23 protein-coding genes are annotated in these 17,954 nt (G+C 45.6%); 11 read left to right on the plus strand and 12 right to left on the minus strand.

Annotation, left to right across the window (positions count from 1 at the left end; translation table 11 throughout):
* The first annotated feature begins 5 nt into the window (after positions 1-5).
* The 7 genes from clpA to D8Y20_RS10140 all read left to right on the plus strand — a co-directional run bounded on the left by clpA (position 6) and on the right by D8Y20_RS10140 (position 6,510).
* The gene (clpA, locus tag D8Y20_RS10110; RefSeq protein WP_201265619.1) at positions 6-2,306 is read left to right on the plus strand and encodes an ATP-dependent Clp protease ATP-binding subunit ClpA; all 2,301 of its coding nucleotides are present in this window, start codon (positions 6-8) and stop codon (positions 2,304-2,306) included.
* The gene (gene tsaA / locus D8Y20_RS10115) at positions 2,303-2,884 is read left to right on the plus strand and encodes a tRNA (N6-threonylcarbamoyladenosine(37)-N6)-methyltransferase TrmO (RefSeq protein WP_121543351.1); all 582 of its coding nucleotides are present in this window, start codon (positions 2,303-2,305) and stop codon (positions 2,882-2,884) included. Before clpA ends, tsaA begins: the two co-directional genes overlap by 4 nt.
* A 129-nt stretch (positions 2,885-3,013) precedes the next feature.
* Positions 3,014-4,102, plus strand: a complete 1,089-nt coding sequence (locus D8Y20_RS10120) for an SPOR domain-containing protein (RefSeq protein WP_121543353.1) — start codon at positions 3,014-3,016, stop codon at positions 4,100-4,102.
* A gap of 18 nt (positions 4,103-4,120) precedes the next feature.
* Complete coding sequence (locus D8Y20_RS10125) at positions 4,121-4,729, plus strand: ABC transporter ATP-binding protein (protein ID WP_121543355.1); 609 nt, start codon at positions 4,121-4,123, stop codon at positions 4,727-4,729.
* Between the two features lie 25 nt (positions 4,730-4,754).
* Complete coding sequence (locus tag D8Y20_RS10130; RefSeq protein ID WP_121543357.1) at positions 4,755-5,534, plus strand: hypothetical protein; 780 nt, start codon at positions 4,755-4,757, stop codon at positions 5,532-5,534.
* A 1-nt stretch (position 5,535) separates the two neighbouring features.
* Positions 5,536-5,727: a DNA gyrase inhibitor YacG gene (locus D8Y20_RS10135; RefSeq protein ID WP_121543359.1), complete on the plus strand. Its 192-nt coding sequence runs from the start codon at positions 5,536-5,538 to the stop codon at positions 5,725-5,727.
* Between the two features lie 183 nt (positions 5,728-5,910).
* Complete coding sequence (locus D8Y20_RS10140; RefSeq protein ID WP_121543361.1) at positions 5,911-6,510, plus strand: nucleoside triphosphate pyrophosphatase; 600 nt, start codon at positions 5,911-5,913, stop codon at positions 6,508-6,510.
* Here D8Y20_RS10140 and fliR read toward each other — a convergent pair.
* The 12 genes from fliR to D8Y20_RS13740 form a co-directional block, all read right to left on the minus strand.
* Positions 6,484-7,263: a flagellar biosynthetic protein FliR gene (gene fliR, locus D8Y20_RS10145; protein ID WP_121543363.1), complete on the minus strand. Its 780-nt coding sequence runs from the start codon at positions 7,261-7,263 to the stop codon at positions 6,484-6,486. The genes D8Y20_RS10140 and fliR overlap by 27 nt on opposite strands.
* A 15-nt stretch (positions 7,264-7,278) precedes the next feature.
* Positions 7,279-7,548, minus strand: a complete 270-nt coding sequence (fliQ, locus tag D8Y20_RS10150) for a flagellar biosynthesis protein FliQ (RefSeq protein WP_121543365.1) — start codon at positions 7,546-7,548, stop codon at positions 7,279-7,281.
* Positions 7,549-7,609: 61 nt separating this feature from the next.
* Positions 7,610-8,359 (minus strand): flagellar type III secretion system pore protein FliP, encoded by a 750-nt coding sequence (gene fliP, locus D8Y20_RS10155; RefSeq protein ID WP_121543367.1) that lies wholly within the window; start codon positions 8,357-8,359, stop codon positions 7,610-7,612.
* On the minus strand, positions 8,352-8,702 hold the full coding sequence (locus D8Y20_RS10160; RefSeq protein ID WP_121543369.1) for a flagellar biosynthetic protein FliO: 351 nt from the start codon (positions 8,700-8,702) through the stop codon (positions 8,352-8,354). Before D8Y20_RS10160 ends, fliP begins: the two co-directional genes overlap by 8 nt.
* Before the next feature lie 20 nt (positions 8,703-8,722).
* Positions 8,723-9,037: a flagellar motor switch protein FliN gene (gene fliN / locus D8Y20_RS10165; protein WP_121543371.1), complete on the minus strand. Its 315-nt coding sequence runs from the start codon at positions 9,035-9,037 to the stop codon at positions 8,723-8,725.
* On the minus strand, positions 9,034-10,026 hold the full coding sequence (locus tag D8Y20_RS10170) for a flagellar motor switch protein FliM (RefSeq protein WP_121543373.1): 993 nt from the start codon (positions 10,024-10,026) through the stop codon (positions 9,034-9,036). The genes fliN and D8Y20_RS10170 overlap by 4 nt, the downstream gene beginning before the upstream one ends.
* Positions 10,027-10,070: 44 nt before the next feature.
* Positions 10,071-10,586: a flagellar basal body-associated protein FliL gene (fliL, locus tag D8Y20_RS10175; RefSeq protein ID WP_121543375.1), complete on the minus strand. Its 516-nt coding sequence runs from the start codon at positions 10,584-10,586 to the stop codon at positions 10,071-10,073.
* Between the two features lie 55 nt (positions 10,587-10,641).
* Positions 10,642-11,343 (minus strand): flagellar motor protein MotB, encoded by a 702-nt coding sequence (locus tag D8Y20_RS10180; RefSeq protein WP_121543377.1) that lies wholly within the window; start codon positions 11,341-11,343, stop codon positions 10,642-10,644.
* The gene (locus tag D8Y20_RS10185) at positions 11,343-12,113 is read right to left on the minus strand and encodes an OmpA family protein (protein WP_121543379.1); all 771 of its coding nucleotides are present in this window, start codon (positions 12,111-12,113) and stop codon (positions 11,343-11,345) included. The genes D8Y20_RS10180 and D8Y20_RS10185 overlap by 1 nt, the downstream gene beginning before the upstream one ends.
* Before the next feature lie 21 nt (positions 12,114-12,134).
* Positions 12,135-12,893: a motility protein A gene (locus tag D8Y20_RS10190; RefSeq protein WP_121543381.1), complete on the minus strand. Its 759-nt coding sequence runs from the start codon at positions 12,891-12,893 to the stop codon at positions 12,135-12,137.
* A 402-nt stretch (positions 12,894-13,295) separates the two neighbouring features.
* A complete protein-coding gene (locus D8Y20_RS10195; protein WP_121543383.1) occupies positions 13,296-13,883 on the minus strand; it encodes a urate hydroxylase PuuD in 588 nt (195 codons plus the stop codon).
* 238 nt (positions 13,884-14,121) lie between these two features.
* Entirely contained in the window at positions 14,122-14,298 is a 177-nt protein-coding gene (locus D8Y20_RS13740) for a hypothetical protein (RefSeq protein WP_201265620.1), read from the minus strand.
* Positions 14,299-14,587: 289 nt separating this feature from the next.
* Between D8Y20_RS13740 and D8Y20_RS10200 the strand changes: the two genes are divergently transcribed.
* Genes D8Y20_RS10200 through D8Y20_RS10215 form a run of 4 tightly spaced genes read left to right on the plus strand, consistent with a single transcriptional unit; the run spans position 14,588 to position 17,935 of the window.
* Complete coding sequence (locus D8Y20_RS10200; RefSeq protein WP_121543385.1) at positions 14,588-14,869, plus strand: hypothetical protein; 282 nt, start codon at positions 14,588-14,590, stop codon at positions 14,867-14,869.
* Entirely contained in the window at positions 14,866-15,738 is an 873-nt protein-coding gene (locus D8Y20_RS10205) for an NAD(+)/NADH kinase (protein WP_121543387.1), read from the plus strand. The genes D8Y20_RS10200 and D8Y20_RS10205 overlap by 4 nt, the downstream gene beginning before the upstream one ends.
* Positions 15,738-17,420 (plus strand): DNA repair protein RecN, encoded by a 1,683-nt coding sequence (locus tag D8Y20_RS10210; protein ID WP_121543389.1) that lies wholly within the window; start codon positions 15,738-15,740, stop codon positions 17,418-17,420. The genes D8Y20_RS10205 and D8Y20_RS10210 overlap by 1 nt, the downstream gene beginning before the upstream one ends.
* A complete protein-coding gene (locus D8Y20_RS10215; protein WP_121543391.1) occupies positions 17,417-17,935 on the plus strand; it encodes an N-acetyltransferase in 519 nt (172 codons plus the stop codon). The genes D8Y20_RS10210 and D8Y20_RS10215 overlap by 4 nt, the downstream gene beginning before the upstream one ends.
* Positions 17,936-17,954: the final 19 nt, after the last annotated feature.

Below are 17,954 nucleotides of genomic sequence, written 5' to 3' on the forward strand. Positions count from 1 at the left end.
TGATTATGGGTATTTTGAGTGAAGAACTTGAAGAGACACTAAATGATACATTCCGTGATGCACATATTCGCCGTAATGAGTTTGTGACTGTAGAACACCTGTTGCTCGGACTGCTTGATAATCCCAATGCTCTTGGCGTGTTGTTGGGTTGCCATGCCGATATAGAAGTACTGCGCAGTGAACTTTCTGAATTTATCCAGGATCATATTGCTATTTTGCCGGTTGAAGCCGGTGAAACGACTGCCAGCATTGGTTTGCAGCGGGTGATTCAGCGGGCAGTAATGCATGTTCAGGCGGCAGGGAAACGTGAAGTTACCGGTGCACATGTACTGGTCGCCATTTGCTCCGAAAAAGAGTCCCATGCTGTGCATTTTCTTAATCGAATGGGTATTAACCGTCTGGATATTGTCAGTTTTATGGCTCATGGTGCGATGAGTAGAGAATTTCCTCAGCCTGATATAGGCGATGAAACACCTGCACTGGAGTCCAATCAGGCAGATGAGGGGCAGTCTCCGCTGCATCGTTATTGTATTAATTTGAGTCAGCGCGCGCGTGATGGAAAGATCGACCCATTGATTGGTCGTGCAGAGGAGCTGGGCCGTTGCACGCAGATTCTTTGTCGCCGTCGCAAAAATAATCCACTGCTGGTGGGTGAAGCCGGGGTGGGTAAAACTGCGATTGCTGAAGGTCTGGCTCTAAGGATCGAAGACAAAGATGCGCCGGATGTGATTCATCATGCAGTTATTTATGCTCTGGATATGGGCGCACTTCTGGCCGGCACAAAATACCGTGGTGATTTTGAAGAGCGTCTTAAAGCTGTATTAAAAGCACTTGAAGAAGAGGATCAGGCGGTATTATTTATTGATGAGATCCATACTATTATCGGAGCAGGTGCAGCCAGTGGTGGCACCATGGATGCATCTAACCTGCTTAAACCTGCGCTGGCTAATGGTGAGTTGCGTTGTATTGGAGCGACAACCTATCAGGAGTTCCGTAATCTGTTTGAAAAAGACCGTGCATTGGCACGTCGTTTTCAGAAGGTTGATGTACCAGAACCGAGTGTGGAAGAGACGGTTGAAATTCTTAAAGGGTTGAAATCCAAGTTACAGGAACATCATGGTGTGCGTTATAGTAATACGGCCATTGAACTGACTGCGAAACTGGCTAAACGGCACCTGGCCGAACGGCATCTGCCTGATTCAGCTATAGATATTCTGGATGAAGTTGGGGCATCTATGCGTGTCAAACCAGAGGCTAAACGGCGCACGCAAATTAATGTCCATGATATTGAATCAATGGTTGCATCGATGGCCAGGATTCCGCATCAACAGGTCAATGCTTCGGATAAAAAACGTTTGTCATATCTGGATCGGGATTTGAAGCTGTCGGTATTCGGGCAGAACAACGCCATTGATCAACTGGCATCGAGTATCAAGCTATCACGTGCAGGTTTATCCCATCCGGAAAAACCGATTGGTTCCTTTCTGTTCACCGGCCCGACCGGTGTGGGTAAAACAGAAGTGGCCAGGCAGCTCGCCCGTACAATGGGTGTGGAGTTGATCCGTTTTGATATGTCTGAGTATATGGAATCGCATACGGTTTCCCGTTTGATCGGTGCCCCTCCGGGCTATGTAGGTTTTGATCAGGGTGGTCTGTTAACCGAAGCGATTAATAAAAATCCACATGCAATTTTGTTGCTTGATGAAATAGAGAAAGCACATCCGGATCTGTTTAATCTCCTGTTGCAGATTATGGATCATGGAACGCTAACCGATAACAACGGACGCAAAGCCGATTTCCGTCATATTGTGCTGATTATGACCAGCAATGCCGGCGCTTTTGAGATGCAGCAAAACAGTATTGGTTTTAACCCTCAATCACGTCAGGGGGCTGATAATGAAGCAATTAAACGCATCTTTACACCGGAGTTCCGTAACCGCCTTGATGCCAGTATTGGTTTTGAAACACTGACTGAAGAGGTGATTTTGCATGTAGTAGATAAGATGTTGATAGAGTTGGAAACACAGCTTTACGAGAAGAAAGTGGATTTGGATGTTAGTTTGGATGCCAAACGCTGGTTAGCCAAAAATGGTTTCGATGCGCAGATGGGGGCGCGACCTATGGCGCGTTTGATTCAGGAGCATATCAAGAAGCCGTTGGCAGATGCGATTTTGTTTGGAAGTCTGCAAAAGGGTGGCACTGCACGCTTTGAGTGTAAGGACGATGCATTGACCATGTTGGATTCAGGGCTTGAAACAGACAATCCTCGAAGTAAAAATCAACTTTCAGAAAGTGAACCTGCATGAGCGACTGCAAAACTGATACTGTAGTGAATCAAGATCGTTCCATTTCAAAACGTAGCAGAAAGGCGAAAACATATGCCGCCGATCTTAATCAGGTGGATAACGCAAGCTTACATATTGATATGCAGGCTATCGGCGTGGTGCATAGCACCTATCACGAACGGTTTGCTACACCCCGGCAAGCAACGTTGGATCATCCGGAACCCGCTGAAATCCACCTCAATGCCGGCCTTAACTTTGAACAGGCCGTAAAAGATTTGGATGGATTTTCACATGTGTGGGTGATTTACTGGATGCACTTGAATACAGGTTGGAATCCGACAGTGGTCCCGCCAAGAGGGCCTAAAGTGCGCCGTGGGCTGTTCGCTACCCGTGCACCGCATCGACCCAATAGTATTGGTCTTTCTGCTGTTAGATTGAAGAAAATAAGTGGTCGTATCTTGCATATCGAGGGCCATGATATGCTTGATGGTACACCGGTGCTTGATATCAAACCATACATCCCTTATGCCGATAGCATCGCTGATGCGAGTAGTGGGTGGCTCGCTGAATGCGGTTTAATTACAACATCGGATGGATAAATAACAGTCCCAGTGAATACACAAGCACCTGTTATTTTATTACTTGTTCATGAGCCTGATGTTGATGGTTCTCTTTATGGTTGTCGGTGACTATCATCAGCACAAATAGATTTAGGAGGCACGTTTCCCATGCAAGATAAGTCTAATAACGGTGTAGATGACGAGGAATTCAGTTTGAATAAGTTCGACTTAAATGATGATCAAAAGAAACCGAATTCTGTCGATGAGAGTGATCTTTTTAACTCCATGATTGCTGGCGATGAAAGAGTAGATCCGCCTTTTGAAAGTGAAAAACATATCCCGAATCCGGTCGATGAGAATGATCAGTTTAATACCATGATTGCTGGTGATGAACATGTAGATCCCCCCTTTGAAGATGATAAACATACACCTTCCATCCCGAATGCTTTTGATGTGAATGCTGAACCTGTTAAGGCTGATGTGTCGGAGACGTTGAATGATGCTGATTATGCAGCGCCGGTTGCTAATGAATCATTGATTGCTGATGAACCAGTAATTGCTGCAGATTTGGAACATTTGGATGATGTGTTTGTTGAAGATGAAGTTCCCCCTGAGAGTGAAGAGTCCGGAAGTCGCCTGTTTGGCATTTTTGTTGTTGTGGTGATCGTGATCGTCGGATTGGTCGCGTGGTTGAACATGGGAAATGATGATGAGGCAGTATTGAGTGAACGGCATGTGTCGCAGCCTGTGCTGGGTGAAGATGTTCAGATGCAGCGCTCTGAGAAAAAAATAATCGAAATGCAGGAGCGGTTGGCAGCCATGCAGGAACGCCTGTCAGCAAAAGATGAGCAAATCGCTGAATTGACACATTTGGTCGCCGAGCAATCCCGTAAACAGAAAAAAATGCCTACCCAAAAAGTAAAACAAGTAGTTCAGAAGGTAAGGCCTGTAGTTCAGAAATCGGTGGACAGGTCTGTGTTCAAGCCGGTTCAATCGCAGCCATCGGTTGCTAAGAAACAGCGTGGTTGGATAATCGTGATCGCCTCTGTAGCGACTCGAGCAGCGGCAGATAAGGCCGTGAAAGGACTCAAAGCCCAAGGTATTAATGCAGAGGTGAACCCTACAACGGTAAAAGGAAACCCATGGTACCGTGTTCAAATCAGTGGTTTTGCCAGTCGTGATGCAGCCAATCTGGCAAATGCATCCCTACTAAAACAACATGGTATTAAAGATACTTGGATTCATAAGCCCGGTTAAAATGGTGGCGTAAAGATTATGCCTGAAACATCAAATAGAATGATATTAAGTAGTGCTGAGCAGAGGCTGGTAGCAGATGCCGGAGCGCTTGTTGTGCTTACCGGGGATGTGGGTAGTGGCAAAACACTTTGGTTGAAGCGCATGGCAATGTTGGTGGATATGCCTGATGGTCTGACATGTACGATGGCAGAATCTGCACCGGTGGTACGCATGATGTTTGATCGCTGGCCATGCAGTTGGTTGGGACAAACCATTGAAGAAGAACTTATGTTTGGTCTTAAAACGCCTGTTTCAGAGCTGTTGATGGAAGAAACATTGCAGCGCTGGGGATTGAAGGGGGTGGCGCTTGCTGATGAAACGCATTCGTTGAATCGTTTACAAGGCATCCGTTTGTCACTCGCTGCAATTGATCTGGCCAAGCCAGCCTTGGTATTATTGGATAACCCCTCTGCAGCACTGTGCGAGCAAATGGCGCTGGATTTATCCATGGATATTGCCGCATGGTTTAAGCATACGAATACAATCGTGGTCGTCGCTACGAATCGCTGGCAGGATTGGCAGTCTGTACTTACACAAACTTGGCATGTAGAAAGTCCCAAGTGTTTGCCAGAGCATGTGAAAGATTAAAAACCGTAAAAGAGAAGGAACTAGCATGACAGATAAGGTTCATTTTTCGTTCGCACTAAGTCCGCGAATGCGTTCGTTTATCGAATTGCGTGATGCACTTACCTGTCTTGACACCGCTTTTACCCATCAGCTTGGCTCTAACTGGTTACATGCTGCTTGTGATTTACGGGCCTCTTTACTAGGGGACCATGGACGCAAAAATGCCATTCCAGAAGTGATTGGTTTGTTTAAAGATATGAAAAATTATCTAAAAAAACTGGCTGATGACGTACCCAAATACCGTGAGCATATTCTGCAGTCCTGCGATCATATTGATGATGTTATTGCCCTTCTTAAACCGGGATTGCCCGAAGCGTGTCAATATTTAACGCAGGATGCGCTGGTAAATGCTTATCTCAATACGCAGAAAAAACATGACTGGTTGGGGCATAAGCTATGTATGCAACAATGTATTAAAGCTATATGGAATCATGCTGATGCGCGTACCCAACCATTGCATCAGGCGCTTATCCCGTTGATTCATGCGATCAATAGTTTGAATGATATGTTGAATGATTTTGTAGGTTGGGAAAGCTGTACGGCTGTGGCTGGCAGCGGCCAAATCACACCTGAACGTGGCAAATCCTTCGGACTTTTGGTTATTGCTTTGCCAGCCAGTGCGGTGGCAGAGGGTTTAATTCCTGATATTTCCGGAAATAAATTGGCAATTCGCCTTCGTTTTCAACGGTGGGCGCCGGGTGAACCACCTGCTGACTTCAATGAGAATATTGATTACTCCATGATGCTTGTGCCGATTGGAAATTGATATGACAAATGAAGCAATATCAACGATAAAATTTTCTTGTCCGATATGTAAAAAAACGGTTAAACGTAGCAATGATGATTTTCCATTTTGCAGTCCGCGTTGTCGCACCAATGATTTGGGACAATGGGCATCCGGTGAATACCGAATCGCAGGTGAACCGGCTATCATACCCGATGATTCCGAAGGCTATTGAACGACAGTTTTTTCCGGTCATTAAGGAAGTGCTGATGTATTCAGTATTTCCGTGCAGGTCACGGGTAGGCTGCCAAAGCGGGAGCGTGAGCAACCGATTAGTAAGCAGAAATAAACCCACGCTGTTGTTTCTGCGTACTGATTTTTGGCAGGAATCAATTCATCAGCATCTCCTTAAACTTTTATGCGTTTAATCCTTGCTTCAAGTTCACCATATCGTCGGGAATTGTTACAACGATTAGGGCTTGTTTTTGAGCAGGTAAGCCCTGACTTTGTTGAGGCATGCCCAGGTTCAATGCCGGCTGCTGAACTGGTGCAATATAATACCTTGGGCAAGGCGCACAGCCTGCTCTCTTCTGATTCTCTTTCCGTTGATCCGGATGTCACGATCATTGCTTCAGACCAAATTGCAGTGTGTGGCTCTACTGTCTTGGGAAAACCAGGCAGCATTGAAAATGCCTGTGCACAATTGGCGATGTTGTCTGGGCGCTCGGTCACTTTTTTAACCGGTTTATCTGTATTGAGCAGGGAGTCTGAGTTTTATGAAATGATTCCATTTAAGGTACATTTCCGACATTTATCAACGGCTGAAATAGACACTTATGTGGCAATTGAAAAACCATTGAACTGTGCCGGTAGTTTTAAGTCCGAGGGGTTGGGAATTTCATTATTTGACAGACTGGAAGGGGATGACCCAACCGCTCTGATTGGCTTACCTCTCATTCGCTTGAGCCAATGTTTGCAACCATTGTCGTTATTAGCTACCAAGGTGACGAAGGAATAATGGTACTTGACCGGATAGTGTAGTGAACGCATCACTCATCAGATAAATGATACCGGGCATACCGAGTGCTAAGGTGAGTAAGCCTAAACCAATAGTGAGTGGGAAGCTGACAAAAAAGACCTGAATCTGCGGAACAGCACGGGATACCAATCCCAGTGCAATGTAAACAAAGGTGAGCAGTAACATGATAGGAGCTGCAATCTTCAGGGACAGAATAAACATCAGTGCCGCTGCATCCGTTAATTCCATGAAAGCTGAAAATGACCAGACATGATTAATCGGAAATTGACTGAATGAGTCAATCAACGTATGAATAAACATATGATGCGCACCGACTACAACCCATAACAACATGGCCAGAGTAATCGTTAACTGTGATAGCACTGACTGTTGGCTACGGGTGATAGGATCAAATACATTGGCTACGGTCATGCCCATTTGGAAACTCATTAATTGACCTGCGAACTGGGCCGATGCAAAGATCAGTTGCGCAAAAAGTGCAATGGCACCGGCAATCAGCATCTCCTGTATGGCGATGGTGGCAAAAACAATGGGGTTGATCGGAATAGTGGGAACCTGATTCTGTACAATAGGAAAAATAAGCAGCGTAAGTAATACAATTAAGCCAATCTTCACCTGCATAGGTATCAGTTGGTGGCCGAGCACGGGTAGGAGGATTATCAAGGTACTCACTCGCAGCAATACGAGTAAAGCTACGATAATATGTTGGATATCAAACCATGGGAAATCCATTGTGAATGCGTATGGCTAATTGGTCAGGGTGGGAATCATGTTAAAAATATCACGGGTGAAGGTGATCATGCGTTCTGTCATCCACGGGGCTGCAATAATCATGGCACCAAATACGGCAATGATTTTGGGTACAAATGTCAACGTCATTTCCTGAATCTGGGTCAGTGCCTGAAATAGTGAAATGGCGATACCTACGACCAGCGCCACTGCCAGCATGGGCAGAGAAATGAGCAAGACCATTTTGACGGCTTCACTGCCTATTTGAATAACTGAATCAGGTCCCATAATGTGTTAAGAGCAAAGGTGATGCCACAATGGATGATAGGCATAAGAGTTCATGACAGCTCTACATTTTAAAGCTGGCAAGCAGATTGGCAGTGATTAGATGCCAACCATCTACCAAGACAAACAGAATGATTTTTAATGGTAAGGAGATCATCACAGGCGGCAACATCATCATACCCATCGACATCAATACACTGGCAACAACCAGATCAAGAATGACGAAGGGAATATATATCAGAAAGCCGATTTCAAAGGCTGTGCGTAGTTCTGAGATAACAAAGGAAGGGATCAACACGTGCAGTGGCGTATCTTCTGCTTTGGCCGGTTTTTCCATTTTTGCAGCACCCAGGAACAGTATAAGATCATCTTCACGGGTCTGTTTCAACATGAATGAACTTAATGGTGCGATGGCGCGGTCAATGGCGACGGATTGTGTGATATCTTCGTTGAGGTATGGGGTGAGTGCCTGAGTGTCAATTTTTTGCCACACAGGCATCATAATAAATATGGTTAGAAACAGTGCCAGTCCAACCAGAATTTGATTTGGTGGCGCTTGCTGTGTTCCCATGGCCTGACGCAGGAAGGCAAAGACAATAAGAATCCGCGTAAAGGACGTCATCATAATCAATATCGATGGTGCCAGGGTGAGAATAGTCATCATGGCGATGATCTTCAGACCAGTGAACCAGGCATCCGGATCTTCGCTTTCTCCTAAACTGAATGAAAGAGTAGGGAGATCAGCAGCATGTGCCCAGCCCGGTAAACATATTGCCAGACATAAGGATAAGAACAGAAACAGCTGTTTATTCATCTGGTGAAGCCTTTAGATGGTTGTTCGTCAGTTCGCTTCTATTTTGTTTGTTTAGGTTCTGTTCGTTCAAATTCTGTTTGTGCGGGTTCATTTCACTGTGTAGCTGCACCATGCCACCTGGAGATAGGCCTAGCAGATAGTGTTGATCTTTATGATGGACTTCGACAATGCTGTTTTTACTGTCGATGTATAAGCGTTGAATGATTTTAAAGTCACGTTGGCTTGGGCCGCCTTGATGAAGGTTCAAACGACGCATGCCCCACACCAGCAAGGCGAAAATGCCCAGCACAACAGCAAGTCCCAACATAGATTGGAGTAATAGCGATAACATGCTGGTTTCCATGATTGAATCCCTGGCTGAGCTTAGGATAGACTTTGAATGCGCGCAGAAGCGGATACGACTTCAGTGATGCGAACACCTAATTTATCACCTGTAGAGACCACTTCACCCTTGGCGAAAATACTACCATTTGCCAATATTTGCACTTCTGCATTGGCTTCTTTGTTCAGTTCTATCACCATGCCTTTGTTCATGCGGGCAATTTGATGCAGAGGCATTTTAACGCGGCCAAGCTCTACACTGATCTCCAGTGGTACATGCATGATGGTTTCAAGGTTAGCAGATTGCCCTCCGCTTTGTAGCGCATCCTGGGTATCGTCTATTGCATTATCGGTCATGATTGACCTCCATTGTTAATTGGATCTAAAATTTCTGCAGCCAAAGAACCGTCCTTTTCACCCGCTCTGGCATGAAACAACGGAATATCTTCAACCCACAAAGAGCATGGATCATTTGCTCTGGTAGTTAGTGGTAAAAAATCACCGGACTTAAGGGCCAGAAACGCACCGATATCTATCTGGCATCTGCCCATTTCAAAACAAACATTGGCGGATGTTTTGGAGATTTCTTCCAACAAGTTATCCGACCACTCATGATCAGTGTTTGTCGGTTCATCACTTACTGCTACACGTAAAATTTCAAACATGGGTTCAAGAAAAGCATGGGGATAGTGCACCCCCATCTGACAGGTAAGTTCATCATTTACTTTGATGTTAAAATAGGAGCTGAAACATTTTTCCATCGCTCCTGTCATGGCTAAAAATTGCGGGTCGTGATCAATTTTAAATACTTTAAAATCCAGTGGGAATACCGGGGCCCACAAGGCGCACAAGGTTTGACCCAATTTGTCAGCAATACGCTCACTTAAGCGCATTTCTACAGGGGATAATACTTCCGGCTTGCTGGGTGCTTCACCATCGCCACCAAGCATGGCATCGACATAGGCTACAATCATAGCTGTATCGAAGGTGACCATCATGCGGCCACTGCCCTCAACTTCATAGACGAAATAGACCTGTGGGTGATCTACGGTAATGAGTTCTTTATAGATGCTGCTTTCCAGCTTTTCCAAATTAACACTAATATCCCGGTTGAATATTTCATCCCAGTTCTCATCCAGCATTTCTACCAGACGTTCCTGAAGGTTAACAAACATGGGATATCGTTCAGGACTATCTTCATCAACGCCACTGAAAGAATAGAGATCGACCTGTTCGGGTTGCGGCATCGGAGGCAAAGATGCAAACATTGCTTCGGTTTGCTCGGATGGATCAATTTTCGCCATTAAGGCTTCAATTTCCTCCGGTGCCAGAATGGGTTCACTCATCTATTGCTCCAGTATGTGTGGTGATGATGCTCATGCTTGATGGCTTACTGAGACACGAAATCATCAAGGAAGAGATCAATAATTGGCTTACCACCGACAGTCTGGTTCATGCGCCAGACAAGCTCTTCTTTGAGTTTATATTGACCTTGTGGCGTGCGTATTTCAGAAAACTTTTTACTCATCAGGTATCGGATCACCAGATCGCGCACTTTTACAATTTTTGCATTTACTTTGGCTTGAGCTTCTTCATTGCGCACTTCCAGTTTTATTTTTGTGCGCAGGAATCGACTTTGGTCTGTATCCGCCAAATTGACTGTGATGTTATCAAGGACCATATAGACTGTAGGAACATCCGTTTCATCCTCAGCTTCCGGGATAGTTGTTTGATCTGTTTGTTCCACTTTGGTGGTGGGGGCTTCAGGTGGCGTTTCCATGCTCATCAATTTCCATGCGATAAAACCGCCTACAGCCAGTACGAGTACCAATAAAACCAGGTTGATGATCGGTAAAATACCGCCTCCGGATTTACCTTTCTCTTCGCTTGTCTCGCTATCTGCCATGATTATCCTCCACGTTCATCGTGTCTTTTTGTCTGGTTACATTCATGTGCTGTTATCACTCCTTAGAAATAACAATATCAACACGTCTGTTTTTATTGCGTCCGAATGGTGTTGCTTCTGTTGAAACCGGGTGAGAAGGACCATATCCGGCCAGAGATAATCGTGATGCACTGACCCCTTCATCTTCCAGTATATGCAAGACTGATGCCGCTCTGGCTAAAGAGAGTGACCATGGGTCGGCGAACTGGCTATCGCTTAAATCTATATCGGCATTGGTATGGCCTTGAACACTGATGTTGCCGGGCGACATGGCTAACATCTGTGCCAATTTTTTGATGGCCTGAGTATTTTCGGGTTTAAGTGTTGCGGAGCCTTCATCAAATAAGACTGCATCCGGTATGCGCAGATAAAGGCGATCTTTAATAATAACACCTTTTACCTTGTGCTTTAAAACACTATTTTGCAGTAGTGCTTTGCTGTTTTGTCGCATGGCTAACATCAGCTCTTCAGTAGAAACAAGTTTTTGCATTTCAAAAGGAGGCATGATTTGCAGTTCGGTTTTATCACCGGAATTGAGTACGGACACAGCATTTCTGAATGAGGTTTCGATATCTGATAGACCGGTTTTATCCATCGTGGACATGGAGATCAACAGGATGAAAAAGGTTAACATCAGACTGACCAGATCGGCAAAAGTGGTCATCCATGCTTCCGTATTGGGAGCATATACTACCGGCCATTTTTTCTTCCTGGCCATTAGAAACTACTGCTCGGAGGGGAAATAACAGAACGTTGTTTCTGATGTATTTGGCCCTTCTGGACATTTTTATCGGTGGTTGGGCGGAATTTCAATGTGATATCCACTCTGCGATTGAGTTCAGGGTGATTGGCAACGGGATGTTTATCGCCCATACCTACGGCAATCATGCGGGTGTTGGCAACGCCACGCTCAAAAAGTGCATGAAAGACACTCATAGACCTGGAGGCGGAGAGCTCCCAATTGGATTGATAGCCGGAACCGCGTGTTGGCGTGTCATCGGTGTGCCCTTCAATTTTTATCTCAATGACTTCGGGACGCTTAAAACTCTCTGCAAGTCGGTCAATCAGTGGCATGGCCTCAGGAGATAATTCAACTTTACCGGGCTTGAAAGCAATGTGCTCAGAAAAACGAACACGAACTGTGTTTTTATCCAATGGTAATGCTGTCATGGCTCCATCAAGTCCGAGACCTTTGGATATCTCCGTCAATTCTTTGGCGGTTCTTTTTGGCGCGGTTGACCCATCTACGATATCCCGTGTGGGCAGGGCAGGGCCCTCACCATCTGATAGATTAGCACCGCGAGGCATGGGGTTGAATGTACCTGCCAATGAGCCGATCGCAGCCAATCGTTTATCATCGACAATGACTGCATATGATGTCAGTAGAATAAAAAACGCTAACATCTGCATCATGAGTTCAAGAAACAGTGCTGCGCCGGGATCCGATGGGAACGGTAAGGGTGCCGGTTTCTTTTCTTTGCTGGCCATATCTATTCCTTCACTACAACCTTAATCGAATGAAGACTTGCGTTCTTTGGGTGGCAGGTATCCCAATAGTTTTTGTTCCATGACACGCGGGTTTTCACCGGCCACTAGCGATTGAATACCAACTAGAATGATTTCATGTATGAGTAACTCTTCTTTACTTCGTGTCTTTAATTTTCCAGCCATAGGTAAAAATAATATATTGGCCATGAGCGCGCCATAGAAGGTCGTTAACAAGGCGATCGACATGGACGGGCCAATGGAGGAAGGATCAGACATATTTTGCAGCATTAGTACCAACCCAACCAGTGTCCCTATCATCCCCATGGACGGTGCATATGTGCCTAGCGCGGTGAACATATCAGCGCCAACAGAATGACGTTCAGATATTTTATCCATTTCCATATAGAGGATATCTTCAATGGCAGTGGGTTCCTGTCCATCAATGGCCATTTGCAAACCCTTGGACATAAATTGATTCTCAATGCTGCCGACTTCACTCTCGAGAGCGAGAATGCCATCTTTACGAACAGTCTGGGCTAGTTCTACAAGTTTGGCGATGACATCGGCACCTGCATCCAATTTGTACATGAAAGTTTTCATCACAACGCCGATGACACCGATACATTTGGCTAGTGGATAACCGACCAGTAGTACACCGACCGTACCACCAATAACGATCATCATCGATGGAGGGTCAATAAAACTAGGTAATCCACTACCGATGGCAAAACCAACCAGCCCAAATGCAACGATAATTCCGATAAGAGTTGCTATATCCACGGAAACCTCCCGGATCCAATGCGTTGTTTTCCCGGCCTGAAACAGGTGGGTCTTTTTTATCTTCTAACTGGGTCATAGCAAGAAGCGTGCTAGTTTTTTCAATTGACTGGTGCAGGGAGTTATTGGATGAAGAAAATTGAGTTTTAAAAGGCAGAAGTTCTTTCGCGAAACACCGGGAATGTTGCTTCGGCTATACAAGAATAAGAGAGCTATGTCGTGATAGATAAGGGTGATACGAACACAGAGGAAAGGGAGATGCTCTTTATCTGACGGTAGAATTTTTAATGTTTAGAACGCTGCAACGTTGCCATTATGATGAATCCCACTACTGCGCAAGGCACAAAAAAAGGGCCTCTGAAACCAGAGACCCTTTAATGCTAGTTGTGCTTTGTAGTGTTTAACTTAGTTAAAGATTGGGAAGTGAGCGCTTGATGCCATGAAGAACAACATAGGAATAGAAAGCAATGTGTTGATGCGACTAGCCATCAATGCTTTTTTACCAGCAGCTGCTTTTTCATCTGCACTGGCTTGATCTATACCGATGACTTTTTTCTGATTTGGCCAGATGATGAAAGCGACATTGATCCACATAATAATACCAAATGTTGCGCCGATCATGATATCCATGCTGATTGCAGAAGCACCACCGGTTTTCCATAAGCCCATCAACAACAACAGGCCGAAGAAGACTGTTGCCATGGCAGCAAAACGGAACCAGAACAGTGCACGACGTACGATGCTGCCTTCTTTAAACAGATCCGCTTTGGTTTCAGCACTTACACCACCAAGTGAAGGTACTTGAACAAAGTTGAAATAATAAAGTAGGCCAATCCAGGTGATTCCCGCCAAAAAGTGACCCCAGCGTGAAACAGCACCAAGCATCTGGTCGCCACTGAGTCCGCCACCTGTTGCTGTTGCTACAGCAATCAGTACAGCGGTGAGTACAAATCCGGCTATAATCGTAAGTTTGTGATCTAATAATATTTTCATAATACTTTCTCCATAAGAGGGTAAACCCCAATATTTTGGGCGCATAATACCCTATTATAACACTCAGGTATTCTTTTTTAAATTATGGTTATAGTAGATTACATCCATAATGACATGGTTAATGCCTGTGCGTAAATAAAAAAAGCCGCCCCAAGGGCGGCTTTTCGAACATATATCTGGCGCAATGACTAAAGCTTATTGTGCGTGTTGGCAGATGTCATCTGGTAGATAAGCGCGCTTATTTATCGATAGAGCAGGCTAACTCTTCTTCGATTTTGGCACCGCTTTCTACTTCATCAATGATCTTCTGGTAGTGTTCATTTACAGGGCAGCCACAACCATGTTGGGTCGTTGCATGTAGACGAGCTTGTTCCATGTGCCACTGTGCAACTTTCAAATGCTGATCAACGTTCATATCTTTATCCTCTTTGCATGTATTTAATCGGGGAATGGTTCCGATGAGGTTGATAAGCTAGCATGAGAACAATAAAAAAAAAGAATGTTGAACTATTATCCATGCATTGCCTGGGGGAATCAGCCTACGTTGTTTCGTTAGTATTGCTGCGCGATTTAGATTTGATTCTCTGATTTGTTGCTTGCGCAAGGAAATATGGGATGAGAATTCGCTATTGAGGGACAATCAGGGCTGGCATCACCATTGAAGATGCATAATAATCGCTGATATTGGAACGAGAGAGGTAAAAATGGCAGAGCAGCAAAAGAATACATGGAAATTTGGAAAACGTGATATCGTTTTTCTTGCCATTATTGTAGCCGTAGTGATTGCGTTACTGTTAGGTACTACAGAGCGAAAAACAATTGCTGTACCAAGTGATGATGTGCATCGCACAGCTACCAGTAAGGCAGCTTGTATGGCTTGCCATGATTCGGCTGGTGTTTACCCTCAGCCATCTACGCATACGAAAATGGAACGATGTTTTCTTTGTCATACACAGCCAAAAGGCTGGGTGGGTGCACCGAAGTGAAACGCATTGGCATCAGCCTTAAGCCTAATGACGAGCGTGCTTGTAATGTGTTGAATGATTTACAAGGCTGGTTGTTGGCAAAAGATTGTGAGGTGTTTGTCGATAATAGCGTGGATCACGGACTTGATCTGGATGATTCATGTCAATCAATGAGTCTGGTACAAATGCTGGGGCATATCGATTTAATGATTGTGCTCGGTGGTGATGGGACCTTATTGCATACTGCGCGCAATTTTATTGGTACGGGCACACCCATTCTGGGTATTAATCTGGGACGTTTAGGTTTTCTGACAGAAACCCCTGTTGGCGATATGTTTGATACTGTGGATAAAATTATATCCGGGCGTTTGGTTACCGAACGCCATTTCAGTCTGCGCGTCGAGATTTGGCGGGGGGAGACCATGCTGGCCAGTGGGCAAGCCATGAACGATGTGGTCATTGAACGCAGCGTGCATCCCCGCATGATTGGATTTGAGATGTATGTGAATGATCAATTCGTATTTCGCATGCGTGGTGATGGCCTTATTCTGGCAACACCGGCCGGTTCAACCGCTTATGCTCTCTCGGCTGGCGGTCCTATTATACACCCCAGTCTGAACGCCATCAGTGTTGTGCCTGTTTGTCCGCATACCCTATCCAATCGTCCTATTGTACTCTCTGCTGACGTTGATATTGCATTGCATTTGCAGGAATCACATCACTGTGCTGCACTTAATTTAGATGGACAGGAATTATTAGCCTTGGAACAAGGTGATCGGGTGGTTGTGCGAAAGGGTGCGGATATCTCACTGGTGTATCTACCTGACCGTCATTATTATGAAGTGCTTAGAAGCAAGCTAAACTGGGCTGGACAGGTCGAAACAAGTTAATGCTTGTATCTTTAACGGTTAAACAATTTGCACTGATTGAGCATGTTCAGCTGGAGCTGCATGCCGGAATGACGGTGTTTACGGGTGAAACCGGTGCCGGTAAATCCATGCTGGTGGGTGCTCTAGGGGCTGTGTTTGGCGCCCGTGCGAGCAGTGAATGGGTGCGCCATGGTGCTGAGAAAGCCGATGTCACGGCTGTTTGGCAAGGTGATGATCAACGTATATCCAGTTTACTTGAAGAGCACGATATTGATGTTGAAGATGCGTTAATTCTCAGGCGTGTTGTTAGCAAAGACGGGCGTTCGCGTGCTTACCTCAATGGTGTACCCGTAGCATTGAAAATGTTGCGTCAGATCGGGGAGATCTGCCTGGATTTCCATGGTCAGCATGAACATCAGTCATTGATGCAGGCTGATGTACAGATGCAGGTGGTAGATGCGGCTCTGTCAGCTAGCGCTGATAACAATATATTCAACGATGTGGCCGTGGCATTTAAAGGCTGGAAACAACTACAGAAACAATTACTCTCTTTGCGTGCAGAGCGCGGTGATACTGAGCAGCAGGCCGCCTGGATGCGTGAAGAGTTGGCCAGAATTGAGGCCTTGCAGGTAGAACCGGGGCTGGCCGATGCACTGCAGATGCAAGTGGATGGTGGACGCCATCATGCGCAGGTGCAGCAGGCTGCATCCGAATCTGTAATGTTACTTGATGACGCTGAGCCGTGCGTGCGCGGGATGCTGGCCAGGGCCAGTCAGGCCTTGGGCCCGGTGGAAGCATTTCATCACGATTTGTCCGCAAGCCGCGAATTAATCGATCAGATGGATGCCTTGCTGGGTGAAGTGGTGCCTGCATTACGTAGTGTCATGGATCAATCCTTTGATGCATCTGAACTTCAAGCATGCGAAGAACGTCTTATGGCACTGCATGAATCCATGCGCAGACACAGCTGTGATGAACTTGGTCTGTTAAGCTTGATTGAAGATTGGCAACAACAGTTGGCCAGATTGGATACTGCCGGTTGGGATGAGGCCAGTTTGTTACAGGCCTTAGAAGCAGCAGCTTTACATTATCGTAGTGTTGCGGGTACGCTAACAGAGCAACGCACAAGCATTGCAACCGATATTTGTCTGCAGTTACGTCCATTTCTTGATCGCCTGGCTCTGGCTGGAATGCAGGTGCGCTTTGATGTTGCAGCGCAGCAGGATGAACATAAGTGGCATGCTTCAGGCTGGGATGAAATCACCATGAAGGTAATGTCTAATCCGGGCGAACCATGGCGTGATCTGACGGCCGTCGCATCCGGTGGTGAAGTGTCCCGGCTGGTGTTGGCGCTAAAAGGTGGCGGTGCACTCAATGATATGCCAAATGTTGCGGTATTCGATGAAGTCGATACAGGTATTGGCGGTGAGACAGCTTGGTGTGTCGGTGAATTGCTGGCATCGATGGGTAGAGAGCGACAGGTGTTAGTCATCTCGCATTTGCCTCAGGTTGCATCCTGCGCTGATCATCAAGTTGTTATTGGTAAAAATGAAAAAGATGGACGCACATTGACAGAGTTGAAACCGGTGCTGGCGGCTGACAGGCAGCATGAAATTGCCCGTATGCTTGGGGGTGCCGATGAGAATGGCCTGCAGCACGCTGAAGCGTTTCTGCAACGTGGGCAGAGCATGTTTGCCTCATGAAACATCACATTATTGTACGTAATGCGAATGCATCTGATGTGCCACATATCTACAAACTGTTAATACCTTTCGTTGAAAAGAAGATTATTTTGCAACGGGATGAAGATAATATATTTCAACATTTACAGGAATTTCTGGTTGCGGAATGTGATGGCAAGATTGCTGGTGTTGTATGCGCGCATATTTATGGCAAAAACCTGGCTGAACTACGATCCCTGGTAGTTGATCCTGAGTATCAAAAACATGGAATAGGGCGATTACTTGTTGAAGGTTGTGAGCAGTGGGTGAACGATCTCGGTGTCGCGAAAGTGTTTGCCTTAACGTATGTCACTGGTTTTTTTACCAAGCTCGGTTATCGGGTGGTGAGTAAAGAGAGTTTACCCCATAAGGTCTGGACGGTATGTGTTCACTGTTCACGATTTGCGCATTGTGATGAGGTGGCGGTAGAAAAAAAAATGTCTGATGCACCGATTATGCCGATGTCGATATTGCCTATTATTGAAGTGGATGAATAACTGTTTCACGCTCTAGAGT

It is taken from the genome of Mariprofundus sp. EBB-1, from assembly GCF_003665155.1.
In the GTDB taxonomy this organism is placed as follows: domain Bacteria; phylum Pseudomonadota; class Zetaproteobacteria; order Mariprofundales; family Mariprofundaceae; genus Mariprofundus.